The organism is Acetobacter conturbans (assembly GCF_011516755.1).
GTDB lineage: Bacteria > Pseudomonadota > Alphaproteobacteria > Acetobacterales > Acetobacteraceae > Acetobacter > Acetobacter conturbans.
Genome location: NZ_WOSY01000009.1, coordinates 1 through 20,462 on the forward strand (window position 1 = coordinate 1; position 20,462 = coordinate 20,462).

The 20,462-nt window shown below is 59.8% G+C and carries 18 protein-coding genes; 7 read left to right on the forward strand and 11 right to left on the reverse strand.

Features of this window, described 5'->3' with window-relative positions:
- Positions 1 to 192 precede the first annotated feature (192 nt).
- The 3 genes from GOB81_RS10310 to GOB81_RS10320 all read right to left on the reverse strand — a co-directional run bounded on the left by GOB81_RS10310 (position 193) and on the right by GOB81_RS10320 (position 3,715).
- On the reverse strand, positions 193 to 1,188 hold the full coding sequence (locus tag GOB81_RS10310; RefSeq protein ID WP_173570347.1) for a glycine betaine ABC transporter substrate-binding protein: 996 nt from the start codon (positions 1,186 to 1,188) through the stop codon (positions 193 to 195).
- Positions 1,189 to 1,321: 133 nt separating this feature from the next.
- Positions 1,322 to 2,818: a carnitine 3-dehydrogenase gene (locus GOB81_RS10315; RefSeq protein ID WP_173570348.1), complete on the reverse strand. Its 1,497-nt coding sequence runs from the start codon at positions 2,816 to 2,818 to the stop codon at positions 1,322 to 1,324.
- Between the two features lie 3 nt (positions 2,819 to 2,821).
- Positions 2,822 to 3,715 (reverse strand): BKACE family enzyme, encoded by an 894-nt coding sequence (locus tag GOB81_RS10320; protein ID WP_173570349.1) that lies wholly within the window; start codon positions 3,713 to 3,715, stop codon positions 2,822 to 2,824.
- Here GOB81_RS10320 and GOB81_RS10325 point away from each other — a divergent pair.
- Entirely contained in the window at positions 3,714 to 4,847 is a 1,134-nt protein-coding gene (locus GOB81_RS10325; protein WP_173570350.1) for a GlxA family transcriptional regulator, read from the forward strand. The two genes, GOB81_RS10320 and GOB81_RS10325, sit on opposite strands and share 2 nt — an antisense overlap.
- Before the next feature lie 31 nt (positions 4,848 to 4,878).
- Here GOB81_RS10325 and GOB81_RS10330 read toward each other — a convergent pair whose 3' ends face one another.
- The 4 genes from GOB81_RS10330 to GOB81_RS10345 form a co-directional block, all read right to left on the reverse strand.
- Positions 4,879 to 6,648: a chloride channel protein gene (locus GOB81_RS10330; RefSeq protein ID WP_173570351.1), complete on the reverse strand. Its 1,770-nt coding sequence runs from the start codon at positions 6,646 to 6,648 to the stop codon at positions 4,879 to 4,881.
- 207 nt (positions 6,649 to 6,855) lie between these two features.
- Positions 6,856 to 8,373 (reverse strand): choline-sulfatase, encoded by a 1,518-nt coding sequence (gene betC, locus GOB81_RS10335; protein WP_173570352.1) that lies wholly within the window; start codon positions 8,371 to 8,373, stop codon positions 6,856 to 6,858.
- Between the two features lie 280 nt (positions 8,374 to 8,653).
- Positions 8,654 to 9,664 carry a hypothetical protein gene (locus GOB81_RS10340; protein ID WP_408736924.1) on the reverse strand — a complete coding sequence of 337 codons (1,011 nt, stop codon included), beginning with the start codon at positions 9,662 to 9,664 and terminating at the stop codon, positions 8,654 to 8,656.
- Positions 9,658 to 10,632, reverse strand: coding sequence for a diacylglycerol/lipid kinase family protein (locus GOB81_RS10345; protein ID WP_173570353.1), 975 nt, complete (start codon positions 10,630 to 10,632; stop codon positions 9,658 to 9,660). The genes GOB81_RS10340 and GOB81_RS10345 overlap by 7 nt, the downstream gene beginning before the upstream one ends.
- A gap of 262 nt (positions 10,633 to 10,894) precedes the next feature.
- Between GOB81_RS10345 and GOB81_RS10350 the strand changes: the two genes are divergently transcribed.
- The 6 genes from GOB81_RS10350 (at position 10,895) to GOB81_RS10375 (ending at position 16,869) form a co-directional block, all read left to right on the forward strand.
- Complete coding sequence (locus tag GOB81_RS10350; protein ID WP_173570354.1) at positions 10,895 to 11,815, forward strand: metallophosphoesterase family protein; 921 nt, start codon at positions 10,895 to 10,897, stop codon at positions 11,813 to 11,815.
- Positions 11,812 to 13,101 (forward strand): LptF/LptG family permease, encoded by a 1,290-nt coding sequence (locus GOB81_RS10355; protein WP_173570346.1) that lies wholly within the window; start codon positions 11,812 to 11,814, stop codon positions 13,099 to 13,101. Before GOB81_RS10350 ends, GOB81_RS10355 begins: the two co-directional genes overlap by 4 nt.
- Positions 13,098 to 14,258 carry an LptF/LptG family permease gene (locus GOB81_RS10360; protein WP_173570355.1) on the forward strand — a complete coding sequence of 387 codons (1,161 nt, stop codon included), beginning with the start codon at positions 13,098 to 13,100 and terminating at the stop codon, positions 14,256 to 14,258. Before GOB81_RS10355 ends, GOB81_RS10360 begins: the two co-directional genes overlap by 4 nt.
- On the forward strand, positions 14,255 to 15,055 hold the full coding sequence (locus tag GOB81_RS10365; RefSeq protein ID WP_173570356.1) for a sterol desaturase family protein: 801 nt from the start codon (positions 14,255 to 14,257) through the stop codon (positions 15,053 to 15,055). Before GOB81_RS10360 ends, GOB81_RS10365 begins: the two co-directional genes overlap by 4 nt.
- A 59-nt stretch (positions 15,056 to 15,114) precedes the next feature.
- A complete protein-coding gene (locus GOB81_RS10370; protein WP_194299880.1) occupies positions 15,115 to 15,816 on the forward strand; it encodes a nucleotidyltransferase family protein in 702 nt (233 codons plus the stop codon).
- Between the two features lie 216 nt (positions 15,817 to 16,032).
- Positions 16,033 to 16,869, forward strand: coding sequence for an aldo/keto reductase (locus GOB81_RS10375; RefSeq protein ID WP_173570358.1), 837 nt, complete (start codon positions 16,033 to 16,035; stop codon positions 16,867 to 16,869).
- Positions 16,870 to 17,087: 218 nt separating this feature from the next.
- Here the strand turns inward: GOB81_RS10375 and GOB81_RS10380 are convergent, their stop codons facing one another.
- The 4 genes from GOB81_RS10380 to GOB81_RS10395 form a co-directional block, all read right to left on the reverse strand.
- A complete protein-coding gene (locus GOB81_RS10380) occupies positions 17,088 to 17,651 on the reverse strand; it encodes a NifU family protein (protein ID WP_173570359.1) in 564 nt (187 codons plus the stop codon).
- A gap of 149 nt (positions 17,652 to 17,800) precedes the next feature.
- Positions 17,801 to 19,027, reverse strand: coding sequence for an O-antigen ligase family protein (locus tag GOB81_RS10385; protein WP_338421350.1), 1,227 nt, complete (start codon positions 19,025 to 19,027; stop codon positions 17,801 to 17,803).
- Entirely contained in the window at positions 19,024 to 20,070 is a 1,047-nt protein-coding gene (locus tag GOB81_RS10390; RefSeq protein WP_173570360.1) for a glycosyltransferase family protein, read from the reverse strand. The genes GOB81_RS10385 and GOB81_RS10390 overlap by 4 nt, the downstream gene beginning before the upstream one ends.
- An 82-nt stretch (positions 20,071 to 20,152) precedes the next feature.
- A complete protein-coding gene (locus GOB81_RS10395; protein ID WP_173570361.1) occupies positions 20,153 to 20,434 on the reverse strand; it encodes a hypothetical protein in 282 nt (93 codons plus the stop codon).
- Positions 20,435 to 20,462: the final 28 nt, after the last annotated feature.

Sequence of the window (20,462 nt, forward strand, 5' to 3'; positions counted from 1 at the left end):
AAATGGGCAATAAGACGATACGCCGCCGCCAGATCCTCACGCAGAGACCGCTCATCCTGAAGTCCACCGGTATAATCAGACATCACTCACTCCAAAAATAATAATGCCCAATGACAGCAAAACAGAAGAAGACGATCCGCTAAATCCGATAGAAAACAGACGGCATTAAGAAAACATATCGACTCGTCTTGTTTAATGAGAAAGTCCAAGAAAAGCTCTTACAGCCGGAAGAGCAGGCTTGCCGTCGAGAGTGGTTACCTGATCGAGCCAGGGCTCCAGATTTTCCGGATGAGCCTTGAGCCAGACAAGAGCCGCAGCTTTTGGTGCTTCATGCTTATCCCGGATTTCTCCCATAAGAGTGTTTTCGGCAGAAATAGAGAAATGCAGCTGCTCGAAAAGTCGCACTACATTCGGACATTCGCTCTCATATCCTTTACGAACAACCGTATGCACAACAGATCCATTATCTGCACCGAATATTGAGGAACCACCGCTCAGATAATGCATTGCAAATCGCTCATTCATCGGATGCGGCTCCCAACCAAGGAAGACAACCGGCTTGTGTTGCCTGATCATACGATCAACCGTACCCAGCATTCCCTGTTCGCTGCTTTCTACAAGGTGGAACTGAGAAAGTCCGAAAAGATCATGCTTGATCGCATTCAGCGTGAGCAGATTTCCGGCATTACCCGATTCAAGTCCGTAGATCTTGTTATCAAGTCTTGGTCCCCATTTTTTCAGATCCTCAAAACTCTGCAAGCCCTCTTTCCAAGTGTACTCCGGAACAGCAAACGTGAAATGACCACCGGAAAGATTGACTGCAATCTGCTTTACCGAACCATCTGCAAGAAAAGGCTGAATGGTTCCCATGCCAGCAGGATCCCAGTTGCCCAGAAAGACGTCAATCTTGTTATTGCGCATTGATACATAGGCCATGGCGATACTGAGGAGTGGAATTTCAGTTTTATACCCCATTCCTTCGAGAATTGTCGCAGAAATACCATTGGCTGCAGCGTTATCTGACCACCCTGCTTCTGCAATACGCACGGTGGAACAGGATCTCGGCTCATCTGCTCTTCCCGGAAAGGTTGTTGCGCAGAGAATAAAAGCAGCCATAACAAAAGAAATGACTCCTCTTATGCATAGATTGATATTTTCAACGTTTCTCTTATGCAATTCTCTGATCATATTCCATTCCGATGGATACAGGTGATAGCCGGGTCGTCCCTTGATCTCTATAAGTCGGCATTCCAGACCGGTTTGCAACTCATATCATTTTTACAAAGAAATGAGTTTTCATGAAACAATCGTATCTGTTTGATCAAACAGAACGACGGATTCCTATGCTGCGGCCTGCGGCTTCCGGAGTAGGTTGTTCAGCCTGAAGTGCTTTGGTCTGTTCGATCCTGATTTGGATTGCATTCGGAATCTGAGAGCTTTTTCCTTTCACGGAATCAACATGCAGCAACATATGCTCGGCTGTGGCGATCGGATCATCTGATCCCTGCACCGTCATGGTATGAAAGAGATGAAGTCTCTTGGCGTCGCTATCCAGAATGCGGCTTCGCACTTCCAGCGTCATACCGGCGTAGGCTTGACCAAGATGCCGTATGTGCGTCTCGACTGTGTAAAAGCTGTAGCCAGATCTTACGTAATCTTCATCCGCGCCGATCAGAGACAGAACGCCGTCAGTCGCTTCCCCAAACACCTGAAGGTAACGGTGTTCGGTCATATGGCCGTTATAGTCTATCCATTCAGGAGAAACACCTCCCTTCCAGCTGACAAAAGAAGACTCAGCTTCAACTGCATTCGCTGTTTCTTCTTTGTGCAAGCGGGATGAAAATGCGTTCAGGGTCGCTCCCGAGGCATATCCTTTTGTCCCCACGGATGACAGGGCGCGGATCACCTTGACCAGCGCCTCGTCGCGAAGAATCTCAAGATCTCTCACCGCGACACCAGCAGCTTGCTCATCCGACTGGGTCGCGATGCGATCTGCCAGTTCGTCCGTCAGTTCCGGCGCTATCAGCTTTGTCCACGGCAGCTTGAGGGCGGGACCGAACTGACCCAGAAAATGACGCATGCCGGCATCGCCACCGGCAAGCCTGTATGTCAGGAAAGTGCCCATGAACGACCAGCGGAGACCGGCCCCGTATCGGATCGCGTCATCCAACTCGGAAGTCGTGGCAACTCCCTCTTCGATCAGCCACAATCCTTCACGCCAAAGCGCTTCCAGAAGACGATCAGCGATGAAACCATCGACTTCCTTGCGAACATGCAGCACCTGCATGCCTATGGAACTGTAAAATGCCGCGGCAGTTTCCTTCGTCGCCGCAGATGTGAGGTCACCACCACAGACTTCAACAAGAGGCAGAAGATAAACGGGATTGAAAGGATGCCCCACGACGAAGCGTTCCGGATGTTTCAGCCCGGACTGTAGCCGGGAAGGAAGCAACCCCGAAGTGGATGAGCCTATGATGACATGCGGCGGGAGAACAGCATCCACTGCGGCGAGAACGTTGCGTTTGAGATCCTCAGTCTCCGGCAGGCTCTCCTGCACGAAGTCCACATCCTGCACCGCAGCCTCTATGGAATCGACGAAACTCAGCGTTCCTTCTTTGGGAAGCACTCCCGGCATGAGGGCTGCCCATGCGGTCCGCGCCATGTCCAGAATGTTTTTGGCGCGGGCTTTCGAATCCCCCGAAGGATCGTAAATTACGGCGTCAATCCCGTTGAGCACGAAGCGCGCTGCCCATCCGGCACCGATCACACCGCTTCCGATCAGCGCCGCCCGTTTCACGGCAGGTTTTTCAATGCTCATGGCTCAGCCCTGCTTGCGGAGTTTGAGAAGATCACGAACCGTCGGCGGCCCCATGATCTCGACATTCATGGCCGTGAGAATGGTTGCCGCACGTCCGACAAGTTCGGCATTTGTCGCCAGCTTTCCTCGCGACAGATAGAGATTGTCTTCCAGCCCGACACGCACATTACTGCCGATCATCGGCGCCACACCAACATAGGGTAACTGGAAACGACCGAGGGAAAACATACTGTAGACCGAGTCCGGCGGCATCTGGGCCACCATCGCCTGCAAGGTCAGCAGATCGTTCGGAGCCCCGTATGGAACCCCCATGCACAGCTGGATCATCAGCGGATGATCCAAAAGGCCTTCTTTCAGCAACTGTTTCACAAAGACCAGATGGCCCGTGTCGAAGACTTCCAGTTCGGGACGCACACCAAGGGCCTGCACCTGGCGCGCCATTTCCCTGAGCATAGAGGGTGTGTTCACCATGACGTAATCGCCGAGCGAAAAGTTCATTGTGCCACAATCAAGTGTGCAGATTTCCGGCAGCAGTTCAGCGACATGCATGAGACGCTCTGTCGGCCCCACCATGTCCGTGTATTCCGCCACGGGGGGGAGAGGAGACTCGCCCGAACTGAGCACAAGATCGCCGCCCATGCCTGCCGTCAGGTTGATGATGACATCCGTATCGGCGTCACGGATCCGCTCAACGACTTCCCGGTAATAGGCTACATCGCGCGCGGCTTGTCCGGTTTCCGGGTTGCGGACGTGAATATGCGCGATCGCGGCACCGGCTTTGGCGGCAGCAATGGCGGATTCGGCAATATCCTTTGGAGTGACCGGAACATTCGGGTGACCGGAAACCGTGTCGCCGGCTCCCGTTACTGCGCAGGTAATGAACAGGCTTGATTTCATGGAGCAAATCATCCGGTGTGAAAGGCAGTGCGCTTCCCTGATCCCTCAGGGAGAGGCTCAGGTTCCGTTTCTGACTGTGCGCCCTGAATCGAATCGCGAAGTATTAATTCGTGCCGTTTCCGTATCGAATCTGGTCCTCTATTATGCCCTCATGACGTGTCGTATCGGTTTTCTGCTCGTTCCCCGTTTTTCCGCGCTGGGCTTCCTGTGCGCGGCGGAACCCTTGCGTGTTGCCAATCGTCTTGCCGGACAGTCTCTGTATGAATGGAAAGTCATTTCACAGGACGGAACGGCCGTTCCCGCTTCGAACGGCATGCTGATGGCGGCGGACGGATCTCTGTCGGATATTGTGTCTGACCAGACCTTTCCGCTGGACTGGCTGATCGTGTGTTCCGGGTTTTCACCACTGAACGGCTTCCCTCGCTCTTCCGACCCGATCATCCGGCGGTTGGCCGGTGCGGGTGTCCAGATGGGCGGACTTGATACAGGCGCCTTCCTTCTTGCCCGAGCCGGTCTGGGGCAGGACATCCGGATGACAATGCACTGGGAAGCCCTGCCAGCCTTTGCAGAGGCGTTTCCCTGTATGCAGGCATCCTCCGAGTTGTTTGAAGATTTCGGAACCATTTTTACCTGTGCTGGTGGCACGGCGTCGATCGATCTGATGCTCAATCGCATCAGCCGCCTGAAAGGAACGGCTTTTGCGCGACGCGTTTCAGAGCAGTTCATCCACACAACGATCAGACATGCCGCCGCCGCACAGAAACTTCCTTTAAAAAGCGGACACGCTTCGCATAACCGCATACTGGTCCGCGCCATCACCATGATGGAAAGCATTACCGATCGCCGGATTACAATTGAAGAACTGACGCGCACCGCGCTGTGTTCCGCCCGTCATCTGGAACGTCTGTTCCATGCTCATTTCGGATGGGGTGTCAGCCAGCATCACCGGAAGATCAGGCTTGCACGGGCACGCACCATGTTGCGGGAAACGGACATGGCCATTGCCGATATTGCCATTGCCTGCGGTTTTGAGAGCCGCACCAATTTCTCGAGGGCCTATGGCGTGGAATTCAGTCGCCCTCCCACACATGACCGCACAGAGCCGGATGGATTCAAATCCAGTCCTCGCTGACTGTCGCCCCGCCCTCGTTCTGTGCCTGCGATCAGTCCACCCGCGTCACGCCGGTGAGTTCCTGCCAGCTTCGGTCCACCTGTTCCGCGTACCGTCTCAGGACATATCTTTCACTCAGAAGTCCGACCACATGGCCGCTGCGTTCGTCATCAAGGACGGCAAGGGCCGGAAGTTTGGCCGCCTGAAATCGTTTGAGCGCCTCCCGGCATGGGATGCAGGGAGTCAGTGTATCGAAGCGCCCGCGTGCGAGGTTCGCAACGGGACTTCCTTCATCCAGACCTGATTCATGCAAAGTTCCGGAATCGATGATCCCCGCGTACGCGCCTTTTCGATCAGTCAGAACGATATGGCGTGGTGAAAAATCCGGATAGCGCTTGCGTGCTTCTCCGACTGTCGCATCGGCGGGAAGGAATGCAGGATCGCGCTGCATAAGCCGTTCGGTCGTCAGGGACCGCACACGCCCCACATCCAGCGGAGAGCGAATACGCTCGCCTCTGAGATGGAAGCGCCATGTTGTAAACGAATATCCGAAAAGCCACCGTGTGGTCTGGGCAGAAACAATGCCACTCGTAAGGATGGCCACCAGAACAGGCAGACTTCCCGTCGTCTCTATCGTCAGAAAGATCATGGTGAACGGGCCACCGACCACGGCCACCGCAAAGGCGCACATGCCTGCGACGCCATAAAGCACACCGTCGGACACGGGGATATGCACCTGAAGCAGCAGGTCGTACCACAGATTGCCACACAGAACCCCGAGCAGAAGGGATGCGAAAAAGAGACCGCCCCTGAATCCCGCACCGATGGAGATGGAGGAGGCACATGCCTTCAGCAGGATAAGCAGGGCGGCCTCCCGCAGGGGAAGGCCATGTTGCAGGATATGATATGTCGCGCTGTGACCAGAAGAAAGAACGACCGGGGAAGCCAGCGCCAGCGCACCGACCATTCCCCCTCCGACCGCCAGCCTCGCAAAAGAGGGGAACGCCCATTTTCGGAAAAGGGATTCGGTGAACGCGACCCCCTTCATGACGCAGATGGCGGTCAACGACGCGAAAAAACCGAGACAGATGATTGCAACATAATCCGTGAACGAGAGATGGATTTTCGGAAAATCATCGATCAGGACATCGCTGCCCAGCACCAGTCTGGCGATGCAGGCGGAGGAAAGCGCGGCCACGGTCAGCGGCACGGCCATGGATAAGGTGTACGCTCCCATCACCAGTTCCAGAGCGTAGAATATTCCGGTCAAGGGCGCATCGAAAGCGGCCGCTATCGCTCCGGCGGCTCCACACCCCACGAGCATCCGCAAATATGACCGATTCACACGCAGCATCTGACCGAGCCGGCTGGCCAGCGCGGAACAGATCTGGACAAACCCCGCCTCCAGTCCGAGAGAAGCGCCTGCTCCATTGGAAATCAGCGTCTGGCCGCCGATATAGAACGAATCCCGGACCGACATGCGGCCTCCGTGAAGCGCATTCGCCTCCACGGGATCGACGATTTTCGTGTGAACATACCGGGCGAATATCATCCCGAAGAGGGCAAGAAGAAGCCCTCCGACAAGCGGGACCGATGCCTGTACCACCGTTATTTTCGGGACCCCGGACAGATGCCCGAAACCCGCCCCGCCGAAGAACAGTCCCTCATGCATGTAATACACGCACGTCTTGATCAAAACGACAGAAAGACCCGAAAAAACACCAATCAGCATGGCAATAATGATGATGAAAGATGGCTTGAGACGCAGGTATCTTCCCACCAGCGATATCGTGTGACGTCTTTTGACCCGGTTACCTGTCATCTCTGTCTCTGGACACTCCGTGCGGCACGGAACGTCATGCTGACCTGCGGGGCCGGAACGCACCAGATGCCGGGATGAAACCGGTGCGCCGGTCATCCTTTGGGCCAGAGTCCCGACAAAGGAGCAACAGATTTGAACAGACTTCCATGCCGCCCCCTTCCTACGAAGCCTCGAACGCAACCATCATAGACCGTCGGGGGATATTTTTTAAGGTGAGACTGTCGGGAAGCGTGCCCGTTTCTCCAAATCTTCAAGATCCATGTGGCTCCGGATATACATGGAAGCGGCATCGCGGACAGGCTGATGGTCCCATGATGTCCTGACCCCTGTCTCAAGCGCCCCGTTGACGAGATGACGTTCGGCCTGACTCAGCCTGATGGCGTCGGTCAGTTTCGCAACATCCCAGCGCGCGTGGATCTCCTCACGAAACGCCCTGACCCGATCCGCGCAGGCCGGTTCCGCCGCAAGGTTGTGGAGTTCGTCCGGATCATCCTTCAGATTGTAATACTGATCCGGATCTATCGGGCAATAAATGAATTTCTCATCGCCGCGCCGGATCATCAGGACAGGAGCCAGCGCGCCTTCGGCTGTGTATTCGCCAAGCACTTCGTCATGACCCTGCTGTCCCGAACAGAATGGGACAAGGGAATGACCATCCACAGCGAGAAGCTCTGGCGCGGATGCTCCCGCCAGATCCGCCAGCGTCGGAAGGATGTCCACCAGAGACACGCATTCACTCACACGGTGAGGAGAGAAAGCCTTGGGCCAGCTTACCATCAGTGGAATATGGCTTGAGCCTTCGAAGAACGACATCTTGTACCACATGCCCCGCTCGCCGAGCATTTCTCCATGATCGGCGAGCAGGATGACCACTGTATTGTCATCGAAACCGGTCTGTTTCAGCGTCTCCATCAGGACACCGACATTGTCGTCCACAAATGAGCAGGCGCCGTAATAGGCCCGCCGCGCGGCGCGAACCTGCTCTTCCGTTACAGGTTGCAGATCCATGCCGTTGACGTGGCGCAGGCGCTGGGAATGCGGATCGCGTTCGGACTCGGGGAGCGATGGCACGCGCGGCATGTCGATGTCTTCGTCCGTATACCGGCTCCACCACGGGTCAGGGATGGTGAACGGGTCATGCGGATGCGTCAGCGAGACGACCATGGCGAACGGACGATGACCGGGGTCGCGCGCCATGTCGAAAAGCTTCTGCCGGGCCGAGAACACGACTTCCTCATCGAAATCGATCTGGTTGGTGCGAATGCACCACCCGGCCTCCGTCACCGAATTCATGGTGTGGTACCATTCGAGTCGCTCCCCGAAATTGGACCAGTCCGGCGTCCAGTTGTAGTCCGCCGGGTAAATGTCGGTCGTCAGGCGCGTTTCAAAACCATGCAGTTGGTCGGGGCCGCAGAAATGCATCTTTCCGGTCAGGATGGTCTCATAGCCGGCCAGACGCAGATAATGCGCGAAAGTCGGGGTCCGCGAAGGGAACTCGGCTGCGTTGTCGAACGCGCCTGTATGGGATGCCAGCCGTCCCGACATGAAGACCGAACGGGACGGAGCACAGAGCGGCATGTTGCAGTAGGCATTTTCGAAGATGACGGAGCGTTCGGCCAGCGCATTCAGGTGGGGGGTTTTCGCCACCCTGTTGCCGTAAGCGGGGAGCGCCCGGGCCGTCAACTGGTCCGCCATCAGTATAAGGATGTTAGGCTGCTTCGTCATGACCGTGTCTTCTCCGCATGATGAATCCGCCGTCGATTTTCTATCGATATGCCCGAAAACGTTTCGCCATGACTGCAATTATCTCGCCGACCGCCACGAGTGATTCACCCGTGGCTTCAGGGGCCGTCACGTTCGAAATCGACCGTAGATCAGATCGATATCGTATCATTGTGATGGCCGTCCCATAGAATGCGGCCGCCAGAGCGTTGCATGGAAGCGTCCGACGGTCTCCATCGGCTCACCCGTCATCATTCGGCATGGCAGGAGAAACAGTCGCCGCTCAGCTCGTACGCGAAAACACGCCCGCGCGGGCCAGCCGCCAGAGTACGGCGGGCGCGCACAGGATCGGATGCCGCTCGGCAAACGGTGTAAGCGGCACAATGACACCGCTGTGCCTCTGGATCTTCCAGACCAGATACCGCGCTCCTCCCGCAAACGTGAACGCCGCCTTGACGAGACGCGCCACATTCAGGGGGCGACCAAGGCGGCCCAGCATCGCCCAGCGTCGCAGGGCAACCGCCCGTTCTGCGGCAGGAATCTCGGGAGCGATTTTACCATCCGGCAACACCGACGCCTCGACCCCGCCTGCTACCCAGGATGCGGTCAGGAGACGGGCGAAACGACCTTCCTCACCCTCCAGAAGATTACGCGAACGGCCACTTTTCTCCACCCGCAGTTCCACGGCATAGGTCTTGCGGAACAGCGCCTCCCAGTATTGTTCCGGCGCTGCCTGCTTCGGTCCCAGTTCCGCCGCCCAGCGTGCCGCAGTGCCTACGGCTCGGATGACGCAGCGCAGAATGTCGTCCGCTGCATCGGCGTCCCGCACCCAGACCAGCCGCACCGGCTGGGAAAACCGCGACCAGATGGTCGTATCCCGGCTTTCCGGCCGTGTCAGGCGACGGAACTGCGCGAGGCTGAGGATTGCGACCTTGGCCCGCAGCGTCCGTCCGTCCACATGCTGCTCGTGATATTCGACATTGGGCGGCAACAGGGCGTTGGCCATCCGCGCCAGCCAGCCGCGCGGCCAGTCTGCCTGCCGCTCCACGATCACATAGAAATCGAGAACACCTTCTGACAGCGTGTCCGCGCTGGCATCGCCCTTCGTGACGGCCCGCACCAGAGAGCCATAGAAAAGTACCCCGACCGGACGGGTCTCGCCCACCATCCGTTCGACGAACTGCGTGATGAGGGGGGGAACCGGGCCCGTCAGTTCCTCGACGACCGTGTGCGCGACCACCCCGGCCGCACGGCTGGCGGCCAGATCCCGGGCCTTTCTAGCTTTCTTCAGCACCGGATGAAGGCCATGCGCGGCCCCTCTTTCAGATACAGGACACCCTCCGGCCCGGGGTCCAGCTCTTCGCCATCCATCACAAGCTGGTCTTGCGTTTCAATCCGGATCGAAGCCGCCATCCCGCTGCGATAGGCCTTCGATACCCGCAACCGGCCGGAAATGCGTCCCCGGAGCACCGACAGCAGGCCGCGCGCGAGCCCCGGCGGGTTGCCGGTGATGTCGAGATAGATCAGCCCTCCGCGCGGCGCGTCATCCAGCCAGAAAGGCCATACCCCACGGGAAAGCTGATGCAGGCCGGTGCAGAGAAACAGGAAGCGTGCATGGGAATCCGGCGGATCGTTATCCACCGTCACGGTCATGCGGGAGCCCCCCATCCAGCTATGGCGTGTTTCTTTCCGTAGAAACAGACGCAAGCCCCACAGCAGGGTGGCGAAGATCGCGGCATCATGGGAATACCGCTCCAGAATAGCTGGGTTGTGGGCCAGTTCGATGGCGCGGGTGAAGGCCGCCAGCCCGCAGAACATGCCCGCCACGGGCAGCCGGTCCGGGTCGGGCCATGAGGCGACCACCGGCTGACGCCAGGACACGTCATCCAGCAGGGTCCCTGTCCGTGCGCGATGACTCAGCGCCGACAGGGCCGGCATGCCGCGCAGGGTGCAGCCGACATCGTTTGCAATCAGGTTGGTATTTCCCGAAGGAAATACGGACAGGGCCGGCAGATGATCAGCGGGATAGAATTCAAGCACGGCGCTGATCACGTCGCTGACCGTGCCGTCCCCGCCATTCACGGCGATCACGCGCACATCCTGACGGGCCAGTTCGGCAACGGCCGGGCGGAGAGCATCATGACTCGCCGGACAGACAAAGAGCGAACCCAGCGCCTTGCGCGCCTCGGCGACAAACCGGCCATCGTCCCGCACATTGCGACGACTTCGCGGATTATGAATCAGGGCAACTCGTGCAGGCAATGCGTGATCCGCTCTCTCGACGCGACCGCTTGAAACGGCCCATTCCCGACAAGCGGCGTCCTATAGACGGCCACCGCGGAGTTGTCACATTTCCGGGGCGCTCCCACGCGTTCGTAACAACCGTGCCTAAATAATTGAAGGGACCTCCCCTTGATCGGCCGCGCGGTTTGATGGATCGATGCACTGAATGGGAGCATTCCGACAATCGGATGCTCTGATCTTTATCAACGCGTCTGCTCAGGCAGGTCAGGAAACAGCGCCATTGTCAGCCGTTCTGGCACATCTGTCCGATCCGCATCTGCCGCTCGAAGGCCTGCCGACGCCCAGTGAACTGATGAACAAACGCGCCATCAGTCTCCTGTCATGGCTCGGCAACCGTCGCCGTATCCATCAGTCGCGTCCCCTCGCCGCTGTCATGCGCGACATCGTGGCGCACCAGCCCGATGCGCTCGCCATCGCCGGGGACCTGACCAATCTCGGCACGCGGGCCGAATGCCTGACGGCCGCCCGCTGGCTGCGCCACACCGGTTTTCCGCGTCTGGTCATTCCCGGCAACCACGACATGCTTGTGGCAGCTCCATGGGAAGACGGGCCAGGCCTCTGGGGCATCGAAGGCGGCCTGACGGATCCGGACACCCCGAGGGTGCTGAGAGTCGGCGATGTAGCGCTGATCGGCATCAACTCCGGCATCCCCACACTGCCTTTCTTTGCGTCCGGCTGCGTCAGTGAAGCCCAGCAGGACAAGCTGGCCACGATCCTGCGCGCCACCGGGCGAGAGGGTCTGTGCCGGATCGTGATGATCCACCATCCGCCCCGCAAGGATATGGTCCTGTGGCACAAGGCGCTGCGGCATGCTGACCATTTCGCGCAGACTGTCCGCCGGGCCGGAGCGGAAATGGTCCTGCATGGTCACTCCCATCAGGGCACGGTCAGCACGTTGCCCGGCTGCGACATTCCGGTCATCGGCGTGACTTCGGCCTCCCATCGCCCCGGTCATCGGCTCGACCGGGCAGCCGGATGGAACCGCATCACCGTCGAGAAGGCCGATGCCGCCACCGCATGGACCCTGACGGTGGAAGCGCGTCGCCTTTCCCCCGACGGACGGCTGCATACATTCCGCACCTGGCGCTTCGACCGCCCCGTAACCGGTGCCGCCAACGCTTTCGGAGAGCCAGCTCCGTGACGACCACGCCGCCGACCGACCATTACAGGCCCCCACTGGCCCGCCTGCCTTCGTGGCTGCGTCCGAGCACGCTGGACATTTATCTGCTTGCCCAGACCATTCCGCCGTTTCTCATCGCCATCTCCGTCGTCCTGATTGCGCTCCTCCTTGAGCGGCTGCTCGTTCTGCTGAACATCCTCGCCTCCGAAGCGAGTCCTTTTTTCACGCTGATCAAGCTGCTGGCTGACCTGATGCCGCACTATCTGGGGCTGGCCATGCCGGCGGCTCTGTGCGTGTCGGTTTTCACCGTCATCCGACGCATGAGCGAAGGCGACGAGATCGACGCTCTGATGAGCAGCGGCATTTCCCTCGCCCGCATCAGCAGACCGTTCGCCCTCACGGGTGCGGTGATCGGCCTGCTGTCCGTGCTGCTTTACGGCTTCATCCAGCCCCATGCGCGCTACCAGTTCCGCGAAGGTTTCTATTTCGCCAGCCACGCCGGATGGGCGCCTGTCCTGCAGTCGGGCATGTTCGCCGTGCCGTCCTCGAAACTGATGCTGACAGCCGATCACGTCGATCAGGCCGGCTCGCATCTCCGGGGCGTCTTCATCCGCGACCTGAGTGATGACAGGGAGCGCGACATCACGGCGGAACATGGCACGCTGCGGACCGATGCGGCCAATGGAGAGGTGCAGATCGAGCTGTTCAATGGTTCGATCCTGACAACGAGGCCCAACGTACAGGCCACCGTCACGACATTCGACCATGCGATACGGCTTATCAGCCGCACCCAGACGACCTCGTTCCGGCGGCGCGGAGACGACGAACGGGAACTGACGTCCCGGGAGCTGGCCCGCAAGATCAAGGCTGTCAGGAAAAACCACCTCATCGAACCGACAGCGGAACCTGACACGGATGCCTCCCCGGCCTTCGGGAGCGATTCAGACGGCGATATCTCACTGCCCAGCCTGCGTGCGGAATTTCACTTCCGTCTGGCCCGCAGCCTGTCCATCCCCTTCATCCCCATTCTGGCCGTAGCGCTGGCCGTCATAGGGAAACGCAAGCGCGGAAGCGCCGGGCTTGCACTCGCGGTGCTCGTGCTGGTCACCTATGACCATATCCTGCAACTCGGCGAGAGTCTGGTGGCCAACGGCAAGGCCACACCCCTGCTGGTCATCTGGCTGCCGTCTCTGGTGTTCTGCATCACCTGCACCCTTCTGCTGCTGTTTCGCGCCCAGATCCTGCCGATCCGGCGGGTGCGCCCGCTCGCACCGCGCAGCGCACCCCTTCCGGGAAATGCAGCATGACCGCCCCTGCCATTTCTCATGGCCCCCGCAGAGTCCTGCTCTGCTATTTTTCCAAATCCCTGTTTTCGCGGACGGCGATGTGCTGCGGCATCCTCATCGCGCTGATGGAAATCCTCGCGCTCCTTGAGCAGATGACGCCAATCCTCAAGAGACATCTGGGGATCAAAGGCGTGCTGACCTATATGGTGCTGCATCTGCCCGCGATGTTGCAGACCGCCCTCCCCCTCAGCGTGCTGATCGGCGGACTGGTGCTGTTCACCCAGATGACCGTTTCCAGCGAAGTGGCCATTCTGCGGGCGTCCGGTCTTTCGCCTTTCGGGTTTCTGAAGAAGCTGATGCCGGCGGCTTGCATCCTCGGGCTTTTCGGCGTGCTGCTGGAAGATCAGATCACCCCCCGCTCCGAACTGGCGCTGGCCGCCTGGTGGAACCGCACAAACCCCGTCCCGTCCAACGGCAGGTCATTCTGGTTTCATGTCCCGGCCGGACAGGCCTCCGCCTGTGTCGATCTCGCGGCCCGCACGCCAAAGACCGGCAGTGAACTGGCGCATGTCGGCTACATCGCGCGGGCAGGGAAGGAAGCGTTCAACATTGATCTCTATGATCGCACGATGGACGGCCATCTCCTGCGCACGCTGCATGCCGCCCATGCCGAACATGGCCCTCATGGCTGGACCCTGTCCGGCATCCACTGCGTGACTATTTCTTTTGCCGACCTCGACACGACGGCAAACGAGAAGGACACGCCCGACACACCATGGACCAACCCCTTCGGACCGCAGGACATGCTGCGTCTTTCCCTCGATTCGAGTCCCCTCTCCTCGGGCATGATCCTGAAGGCGCTGCACGGCCAGCTCGCCACAAACCAGACGCCCGGCTTCCTCCGCGCCTCCCTGTTCGAGCGGTTCCTGCGACCCCTCGCACTTATCGTCATGCTTTTATTGGCGATGCCGGTGATCTATATACCACCCAGAACTGGTCTGAAGAGCTGGTTGCCGGTCTGGTGCCTTGGTGCCGGACTGCTGTTCATCATCGTGCAGGGCATGTTCCGCGCGATGGGGAATGCAGGCCTCCTGCCGGCTCCAGTCGCGACCGTCCCCGGCCTTATCATTTTCGCACTGGCCGCCGGCACCGCGCTTTTAAGGAACGAAGACAAATGAGTGGCACCCTGCGGAATCCGACCATCCGGTCCGGACGGAGCTTCGATCTTGGCAAGATGAACCTGCGACAGCTCTGGATCGCCTACCTCACCTACCCCACGATCCTGCTGTATTTCCTGCTCATCGTCGTCAGCGTCATCCTCAGCGTGTATCTCTTTGCCGGGTGGGGGGCGACTGCCACCGCCATCGTCGCCGTGGCTCTGGTCTATCCGGTCGTCTGGTATTCCCTGCATCGCTGGATCCTGCACGGACAGTGGCTCTACAAGTCCAAGTGGACCGCCTCCCTATGGAAGCGCATCCATTTCGACCATCATCAGGACCCGCATCTTCTGGACGTGCTGTTCGGCGCCCCCGCGACCACGCTGCCGACCATCGGCGCAGTGACCATTCCGGTCGGCTGGCTGATCGGCGGATGGGGCACTGCGGCGACGGCGTTTGGCGCGGGCGTGACGATCACTTGTATTTACGAATTCTTTCACTGCATCCAGCACCTGAACTACAAGCCCAGGGCACGCTGGATCCAGCGCATGAAAGCCTGGCACGTCCTGCATCATTTCCATGACGAGGACGGCAATTTCGGCATCACCAGCTATCTGGTGGACCGGGCATTCGGCTCTTTCTACGGGGAAGCCCGTGTTCGTCCGCGTAGCCCGAGCGTGTTCAATCTCGGCTACACGGTGGAACAGGCGAAGCGTTATCCGTGGGTGATGAAGCTGACAGGCTCGCCGCCACGTGACCGGCCCGCTGGTGCGCGTCCCGCCTCCGCAACCCGCTCCACGACGAAAACCGCAGCGTGAACGATTCACCGCTGACGGCCCTTGTCCTCGCCGGTTCCCGTCAGGGAGCCGCCGATCCGATGGCCGTTGCCGCCGGCCTCACGCACAAGGCCCTGATCCCCATCGCCGGCAAGCCGATGATCAGCCATGTGCTGGATACGCTGCGCGCCACGCCTGCCGTGGGACGAATCATCGTCTGCATCGAAAATCCCGCCGTGCTGAGCGGCATCCTTCCCGCGGACGTGGAGACAATGCCCGCCGCGCAGGGACCGAGCGCCAGCGTGCTGGCAGCGCTGCGGGCTCACGGCACGCCTCTGCTGGTCACTACGGCGGACAACCCGCTCCTGCGACCCGCATGGGTGGATGCATTTCTGGACGGAGCCGGAACTGCGGATGTTGCTGTCGGTGTCGCCACGGAAGAGGCCATCCGGCGCGATGTTCCCAATACAGCCCGGACTTTCATCCGGCTTTCCGATCTCTCCTTCTCCGGCTGCAATCTTTTCCTTTTCCGAACCCCTGTTTCGATCAGGGTCGCGGAGTTCTGGCAGCGGATCGAGAAAGAACGAAAGCGTCCGCTGCGCATGGGATGGCTTCTTGGCCCGTCCGTGCTCCTGCGCTTCGTCACCAGACGTCTCGACACGACAAGTCTTCTCGCCCGCATCAGGAAACTGACCGGCGCACAAGGCAAGTTCGTGCTGATGCCTGATGGTCGCGCCGCCGTGGACGTGGATAAACCGACGGATCTGGAACTGGTGCGCCATATCGTGGACGAAGCCGCGTAATCTCCGGCATCGCCCCGGCTGCACGCGCTGACGGACGCTGCCCTGCCCCCTGTGCAGGGAACCATCCTCCGCCCTCAGGGTTTTCATGATCAGAGAACGCGCAACTGGCGATGGCGTAGTGCTGGCACGAGATGGTGTGTTGACGGTGCGCCTGCGATCCAACTGAATGTCGTATCAGGAATTACCCATCCTTCTCTGCAAAGGAGCTGCCGAACAATGATCATTCCCGAAATTACCCTCAGCGACGGACTGACTTTTCCCGCCATCACGTTCGGCACCTACAAGCTGAATGGGAAAGAGGGTGTTGCCGCCATGAAGAGTGCGGTCGACACCGGGTATCATGCGCTGGACAGTGCCTTCAACTATGAGAATGAAGGGGCCGTCGGACAGGCCGTCCGCGAGAGCGGTCACAAGCGCGAGCATCTGCGCATCGCCTCGAAACTACCCGGTCGCCACCACAAGTTTGACGAAGCCATCGTGACGATCGAGGAATCCCTTTATCGTGCCCAGCTCGATTACTACGATCTCTATTACATCCACTGGCCGAACCCGAAGCAGGGCCTCTATGTGGAAGCATGGAAGGCGCTGATCGAGGCGAAGAAGCGCGGCTATATCAAGTCGATTGCCGTCTGCAACTTCCTTCCCGAGCATCTCACGCGCCTGAAGGAAGAAACGGGCGTGCTGCCCACCATCAACCAGATCGAACTCCACCCCTATTTCCCGCAGGACGAGATGCGGGCGTGGAACAAAGAGCATGGCATCGTCACGCAGTCATGGAGTCCCCTGGGGCGCGCCAACGATCTGCTGACCAATCCCATTCTGGAAAAGATTGGCCAGCGTCTCGATAAATCACCGGCACAGGTCATTCTGCGCTGGCATCACCAGCTGGATTGCGTCCCCATTCCGAAAGCCACAAGCCACAAACGGCAACTGGAGAACAAGGCGATCTTCGATTTCTCGCTGACGGACGCGGACATGAAAGCCATCGCCACGCTTGCGCGCCCTGACGGACGCCTCAAGGGACAGGACCCGGCGGTTTACGAGGAGTTCTGAGGGCGCACAGAACGCTACCCCTCGTCTTGTATCTGCCTCCCGGCCTGTCAGAAGACCGGGGGCAAAACGCTGAAAAAGAGTGGCCAGCGGCATTCCATGCCGGAGTCTCGCAGCCTTATGCCCGCACCCCGAAAGAAGTACGGCTCCCCTTACTTAAAAAAGGGGAGCCGTAGGGCCGGTCTGTTCGGGCGCAGTAACTCGCCCGAAAATCAACTCTCTCAGTCGACAACCTGTTCGACAGTGACGATCTCCGGCACATAGTGACGCAGCATGTTTTCAACACCATGCTTCAGCGTCGCGCCTGAAGAGGGGCAGCCGGAACACGCGCCCTGCATGCTGAGACGCACAATCCCGTCACGATAACCCCGGAACACGATGTCTCCGCCGTCACTTGCCACTGCGGGACGCACTCTCGTCTCCAGCAGATCCTTGATCTGCTTCACGATTTCCTCGTCTCCCGGCTGCACGGGATCTTCATGAGAAGCGGCACCCGCTTCCACCGTCGGGCGACCCGAGACGAAATGATCCATGAGGGTAGACAGCACCAGCGGCTTGAGTTCCGCCCAGTCGGCCTCTTCCGCCTTGGTCACCGAGACGAAATCAGATCCCATGAACACGCGGGAAACGCCCGGAAGCTCAAACAGCACTTCCGCCAGCGGCGAACGACCCGCCACGGCGTCAGCATCGATGAAATCGATCGTGCCCGCGTCCCCGGTCACGTCCCGGCCGGGCAGGAACTTCAGCGTATTCGGATTGGGGGTGCCTTCAGTTTCGATGAACATGGGCGGTCTCCTTCAAATGCTGCGATCCGGGCGCAGGCGGAATGCAGCGGCCCGACCAGAAAGAGGACACATGCGGTCCTGTATTATCTGTGGAGATGAGCCAGCCGGAGCCGAAACACAAGCCCCCCGGCAGTCCGCCTGCCAAAATATCACGGCTTCCTCCGGCCTCGGGGAGCCATATACGCCGAAAACAGGGTCGCCAGCCAGAATATGTACCACATCGGCGCAGGGCCTTTGATGACCTGCCCAAAATCGGTCATCGCACTGACAAGGGTGTGAATGAGCACGGCGAGGCAGAGCGGCATTTCAACCTTATGCCGCGCCTCGAACAGGCTTTTTCCGACCATGACAAGATAGGCCAGCAGCGCGCCCACCCCGGCCAGTCCCGCATACAGCCAGGTCGAGAGAAACAGGTTGTGGGGGAAGGTTTCGCCGGGTCGCGCCAGCTTCCATGCCGGACCATGACCAAACCAGAACGCCTGCCTGATCTGCTGCCAGGACAGGCTCCATATCGTGAGACGATGAGAATCTCCGCGTCCCAACTGCTCCTTCACGAGACGCGAAACGACACTCCCGTCGAGCACCCAGAAGGCCGCGACCGCCACCATCGCGGCAACAGCAAGGCCCAGCGCGACTTTGGGCCGCTTCAGGCCAAGCATGACCGGCAGGGCACACAGGACGCCAAGCAGTGGTCCCCGGCTTCCCGTAAGCAGGATGAAAATCAGCGCGGCGACAGCAGCCAGCCAGTAGCGCCACCGGGAGGTAGCGAGCCCCCGATGCACCGCCATCAGCAGCACGCTTCCCATGATGATGGCCCCGAGGATGGGGTGACGGGTCAGTCCCCATCCCTGCATGCGCAGGATATGCCCCTGCCATTCGAGCGGGCGAAAGGCGAGGCGACCAAGCGCGATCAGCACGTTCACGGCGCCGAACCCGATCATCACCTGCATCAAGCGCTCGCGGAAAACGCGTGTGGCGCAGAACGCATCGGCCAGCAGAAAGACGAAGGTCCCCGTGCAGGCCATGTTCCACATCCAGAAGAGGCTGGCCTTCAGGAGCGGGGTGGACGTCATATGGAGGACGGTTCCGAACAGGAACGATCCGATCAGCAGGCCGCCAGCGAGCAATGGCTTCGGCCATTCTTCAATACCGGCGCGAAATCTACCCTTCCACCACTCACACACGAAAAGCGGCAGGATGCCGACGTAAAACACATCGGACCAGATGGGTTCGTTCGGAAGCAGGAAGCCCAGCCCGATGAACAGCAGCAGCAGTTCATGCAGAAGCGTGCGACGGTCTTCACGCCACAGACGCGCCAGATCGCGCGGCCGGGGCAACACACCCCGTGCGGGCGGATACGGGATCACGATGCTCACCAGGGCATATCCTCCGGCGCGCGCTCGCCCATGATCACATCCACCATGAACTGCGCCACGGCCTGTTCATTGAACCGCGCGATATAACGGGCGCGACCGGCGGTCGCCACGCGCATCCGGGTGGCCGGCTCGGCGGAGAACCGGCCGAGTTTTTCGATCAGTTCGTCGAGACTGGAGAAGAACAGCATCTCGTCTTCGGAAAAATAATCCGTATAGCCGGTCGCTCGTTCGATCGCGACGACACAGCCATTCCCCGCCAGATGGGCGATGCGATCCGATGTGTAGAGATAATAGTCGGCGCGTCGGGACATGTTCAGCCCGATAGCGCAGGATTCCAGTACGTCCTGATAACGCGCGCCGTGCAGATGCGGCCTGCCGCCGATCCCGGCGAGCGCCATCCGCAGGGAGGGCAGCCGGGACCCGATCAGGCCGATGAACTCGTCCATGTTCCATGCACGCCCGCAGATCTCCCGCAAAGGCCGAGCCGGATTGCCGCAGGCATAAAACAGGTCGTTGGGCAGGTCGCGGATCAGGTCGGCCCGACCGGTCTCGCAGGACAGATCGACCGGGTTGGGCAGGAAGCTCATGGCGTGGCCGCCGGACCGCATCTCTTCCAGCGGCTTGCCGGCGGTGGAGATGAACGTCCTGTCCACCACATCCAGCTTGCTGCGGATACGCCGGACATTGTCCTCCTCGAAGAGAGGATCGACGTTCCACTGGGCAACACGGACACCGGGCACGACGGCCCGCACTTCCGCCACCGTCGCGGCGTCGATCATGTCCGCGTGTCCCATGAGCAGGATGTCCGGCCTGTGCTGACGGCAGAAGGCGATCAGGGCCCGGTTCACGCCGCGTCGTCCGAACTTGCGGCTTCCGAAGAGTGCGGTGGCGCGCGCCACATCGCGGTCGGCGAAATTGAGTACCAGATGGCCGCGCCGGATGAGACCGTTCGAAAGCTTGATCTGGACGGAGTGCTTCGGCCCCACGCGCAGTCCGGTCATGAACGCGCCAACGTGAACGATGGTCAGGGGAGACGTATGCATTGTCAGAACGCGACCTTGTGTGCCTGCTTTGTCAGTTCCAAACACCTTACGACACACGGAGAGCAGGCTCCATACGCCGCATTCAGGACTTGTGGATGACACCCGGTAGTGGCGGAAGGACGACGGGCGCAGGCTGGTCGAGATGCGGGAGCGGCAGGGGCGGCGCATGAATCCGCATCGACCAGGGAACGACTTTCACCGGAATACGCACCCGCTCCATATAGGGGCGCCCCATCCCGGACCACCACCATCCCAGCGCGTAAACCACCAGCAGGCCCGCCAGAACATACAGCTTCCATTTCCACCGGCTGGGACGGGTGGGGAAGTTTGGTGGCTTTTCGCGGAGCTGGGAGGGTCTCATCATTACTCCCGGCGCTAACGCATCGGCCCGC

What these genes read in the sequence shown, in the direction of transcription:
- GOB81_RS10310 (WP_173570347.1), bottom strand. Translation starts at nt 1,188, where the DNA reads ATGATCAGAGAATTGCATAAGAGAAACGTTGAAAATATCAATCTATGC.
- GOB81_RS10315 (WP_173570348.1), bottom strand. Translation starts at nt 2,818, where the DNA reads ATGAGCATTGAAAAACCTGCCGTGAAACGGGCGGCGCTGATCGGAAGC.
- GOB81_RS10325 (WP_173570350.1), top strand. Translation starts at nt 3,714, where the DNA reads ATGGAGCAAATCATCCGGTGTGAAAGGCAGTGCGCTTCCCTGATCCCT.
- GOB81_RS10320 (WP_173570349.1), bottom strand. Translation starts at nt 3,715, where the DNA reads ATGAAATCAAGCCTGTTCATTACCTGCGCAGTAACGGGAGCCGGCGAC.
- GOB81_RS10330 (WP_173570351.1), bottom strand. Translation starts at nt 6,648, where the DNA reads ATGACAGGTAACCGGGTCAAAAGACGTCACACGATATCGCTGGTGGGA.
- betC (WP_173570352.1), bottom strand. Translation starts at nt 8,373, where the DNA reads ATGACGAAGCAGCCTAACATCCTTATACTGATGGCGGACCAGTTGACG.
- GOB81_RS10360 (WP_173570355.1), top strand. Translation starts at nt 13,098, where the DNA reads ATGACCGCCCCTGCCATTTCTCATGGCCCCCGCAGAGTCCTGCTCTGC.
- GOB81_RS10365 (WP_173570356.1), top strand. Translation starts at nt 14,255, where the DNA reads ATGAGTGGCACCCTGCGGAATCCGACCATCCGGTCCGGACGGAGCTTC.
- GOB81_RS10370 (WP_194299880.1), top strand. Translation starts at nt 15,115, where the DNA reads ATGGCCGTTGCCGCCGGCCTCACGCACAAGGCCCTGATCCCCATCGCC.
- GOB81_RS10375 (WP_173570358.1), top strand. Translation starts at nt 16,033, where the DNA reads ATGATCATTCCCGAAATTACCCTCAGCGACGGACTGACTTTTCCCGCC.
- GOB81_RS10380 (WP_173570359.1), bottom strand. Translation starts at nt 17,651, where the DNA reads ATGTTCATCGAAACTGAAGGCACCCCCAATCCGAATACGCTGAAGTTC.
- GOB81_RS10390 (WP_173570360.1), bottom strand. Translation starts at nt 20,070, where the DNA reads ATGCATACGTCTCCCCTGACCATCGTTCACGTTGGCGCGTTCATGACC.
- GOB81_RS10395 (WP_173570361.1), bottom strand. Translation starts at nt 20,434, where the DNA reads ATGATGAGACCCTCCCAGCTCCGCGAAAAGCCACCAAACTTCCCCACC.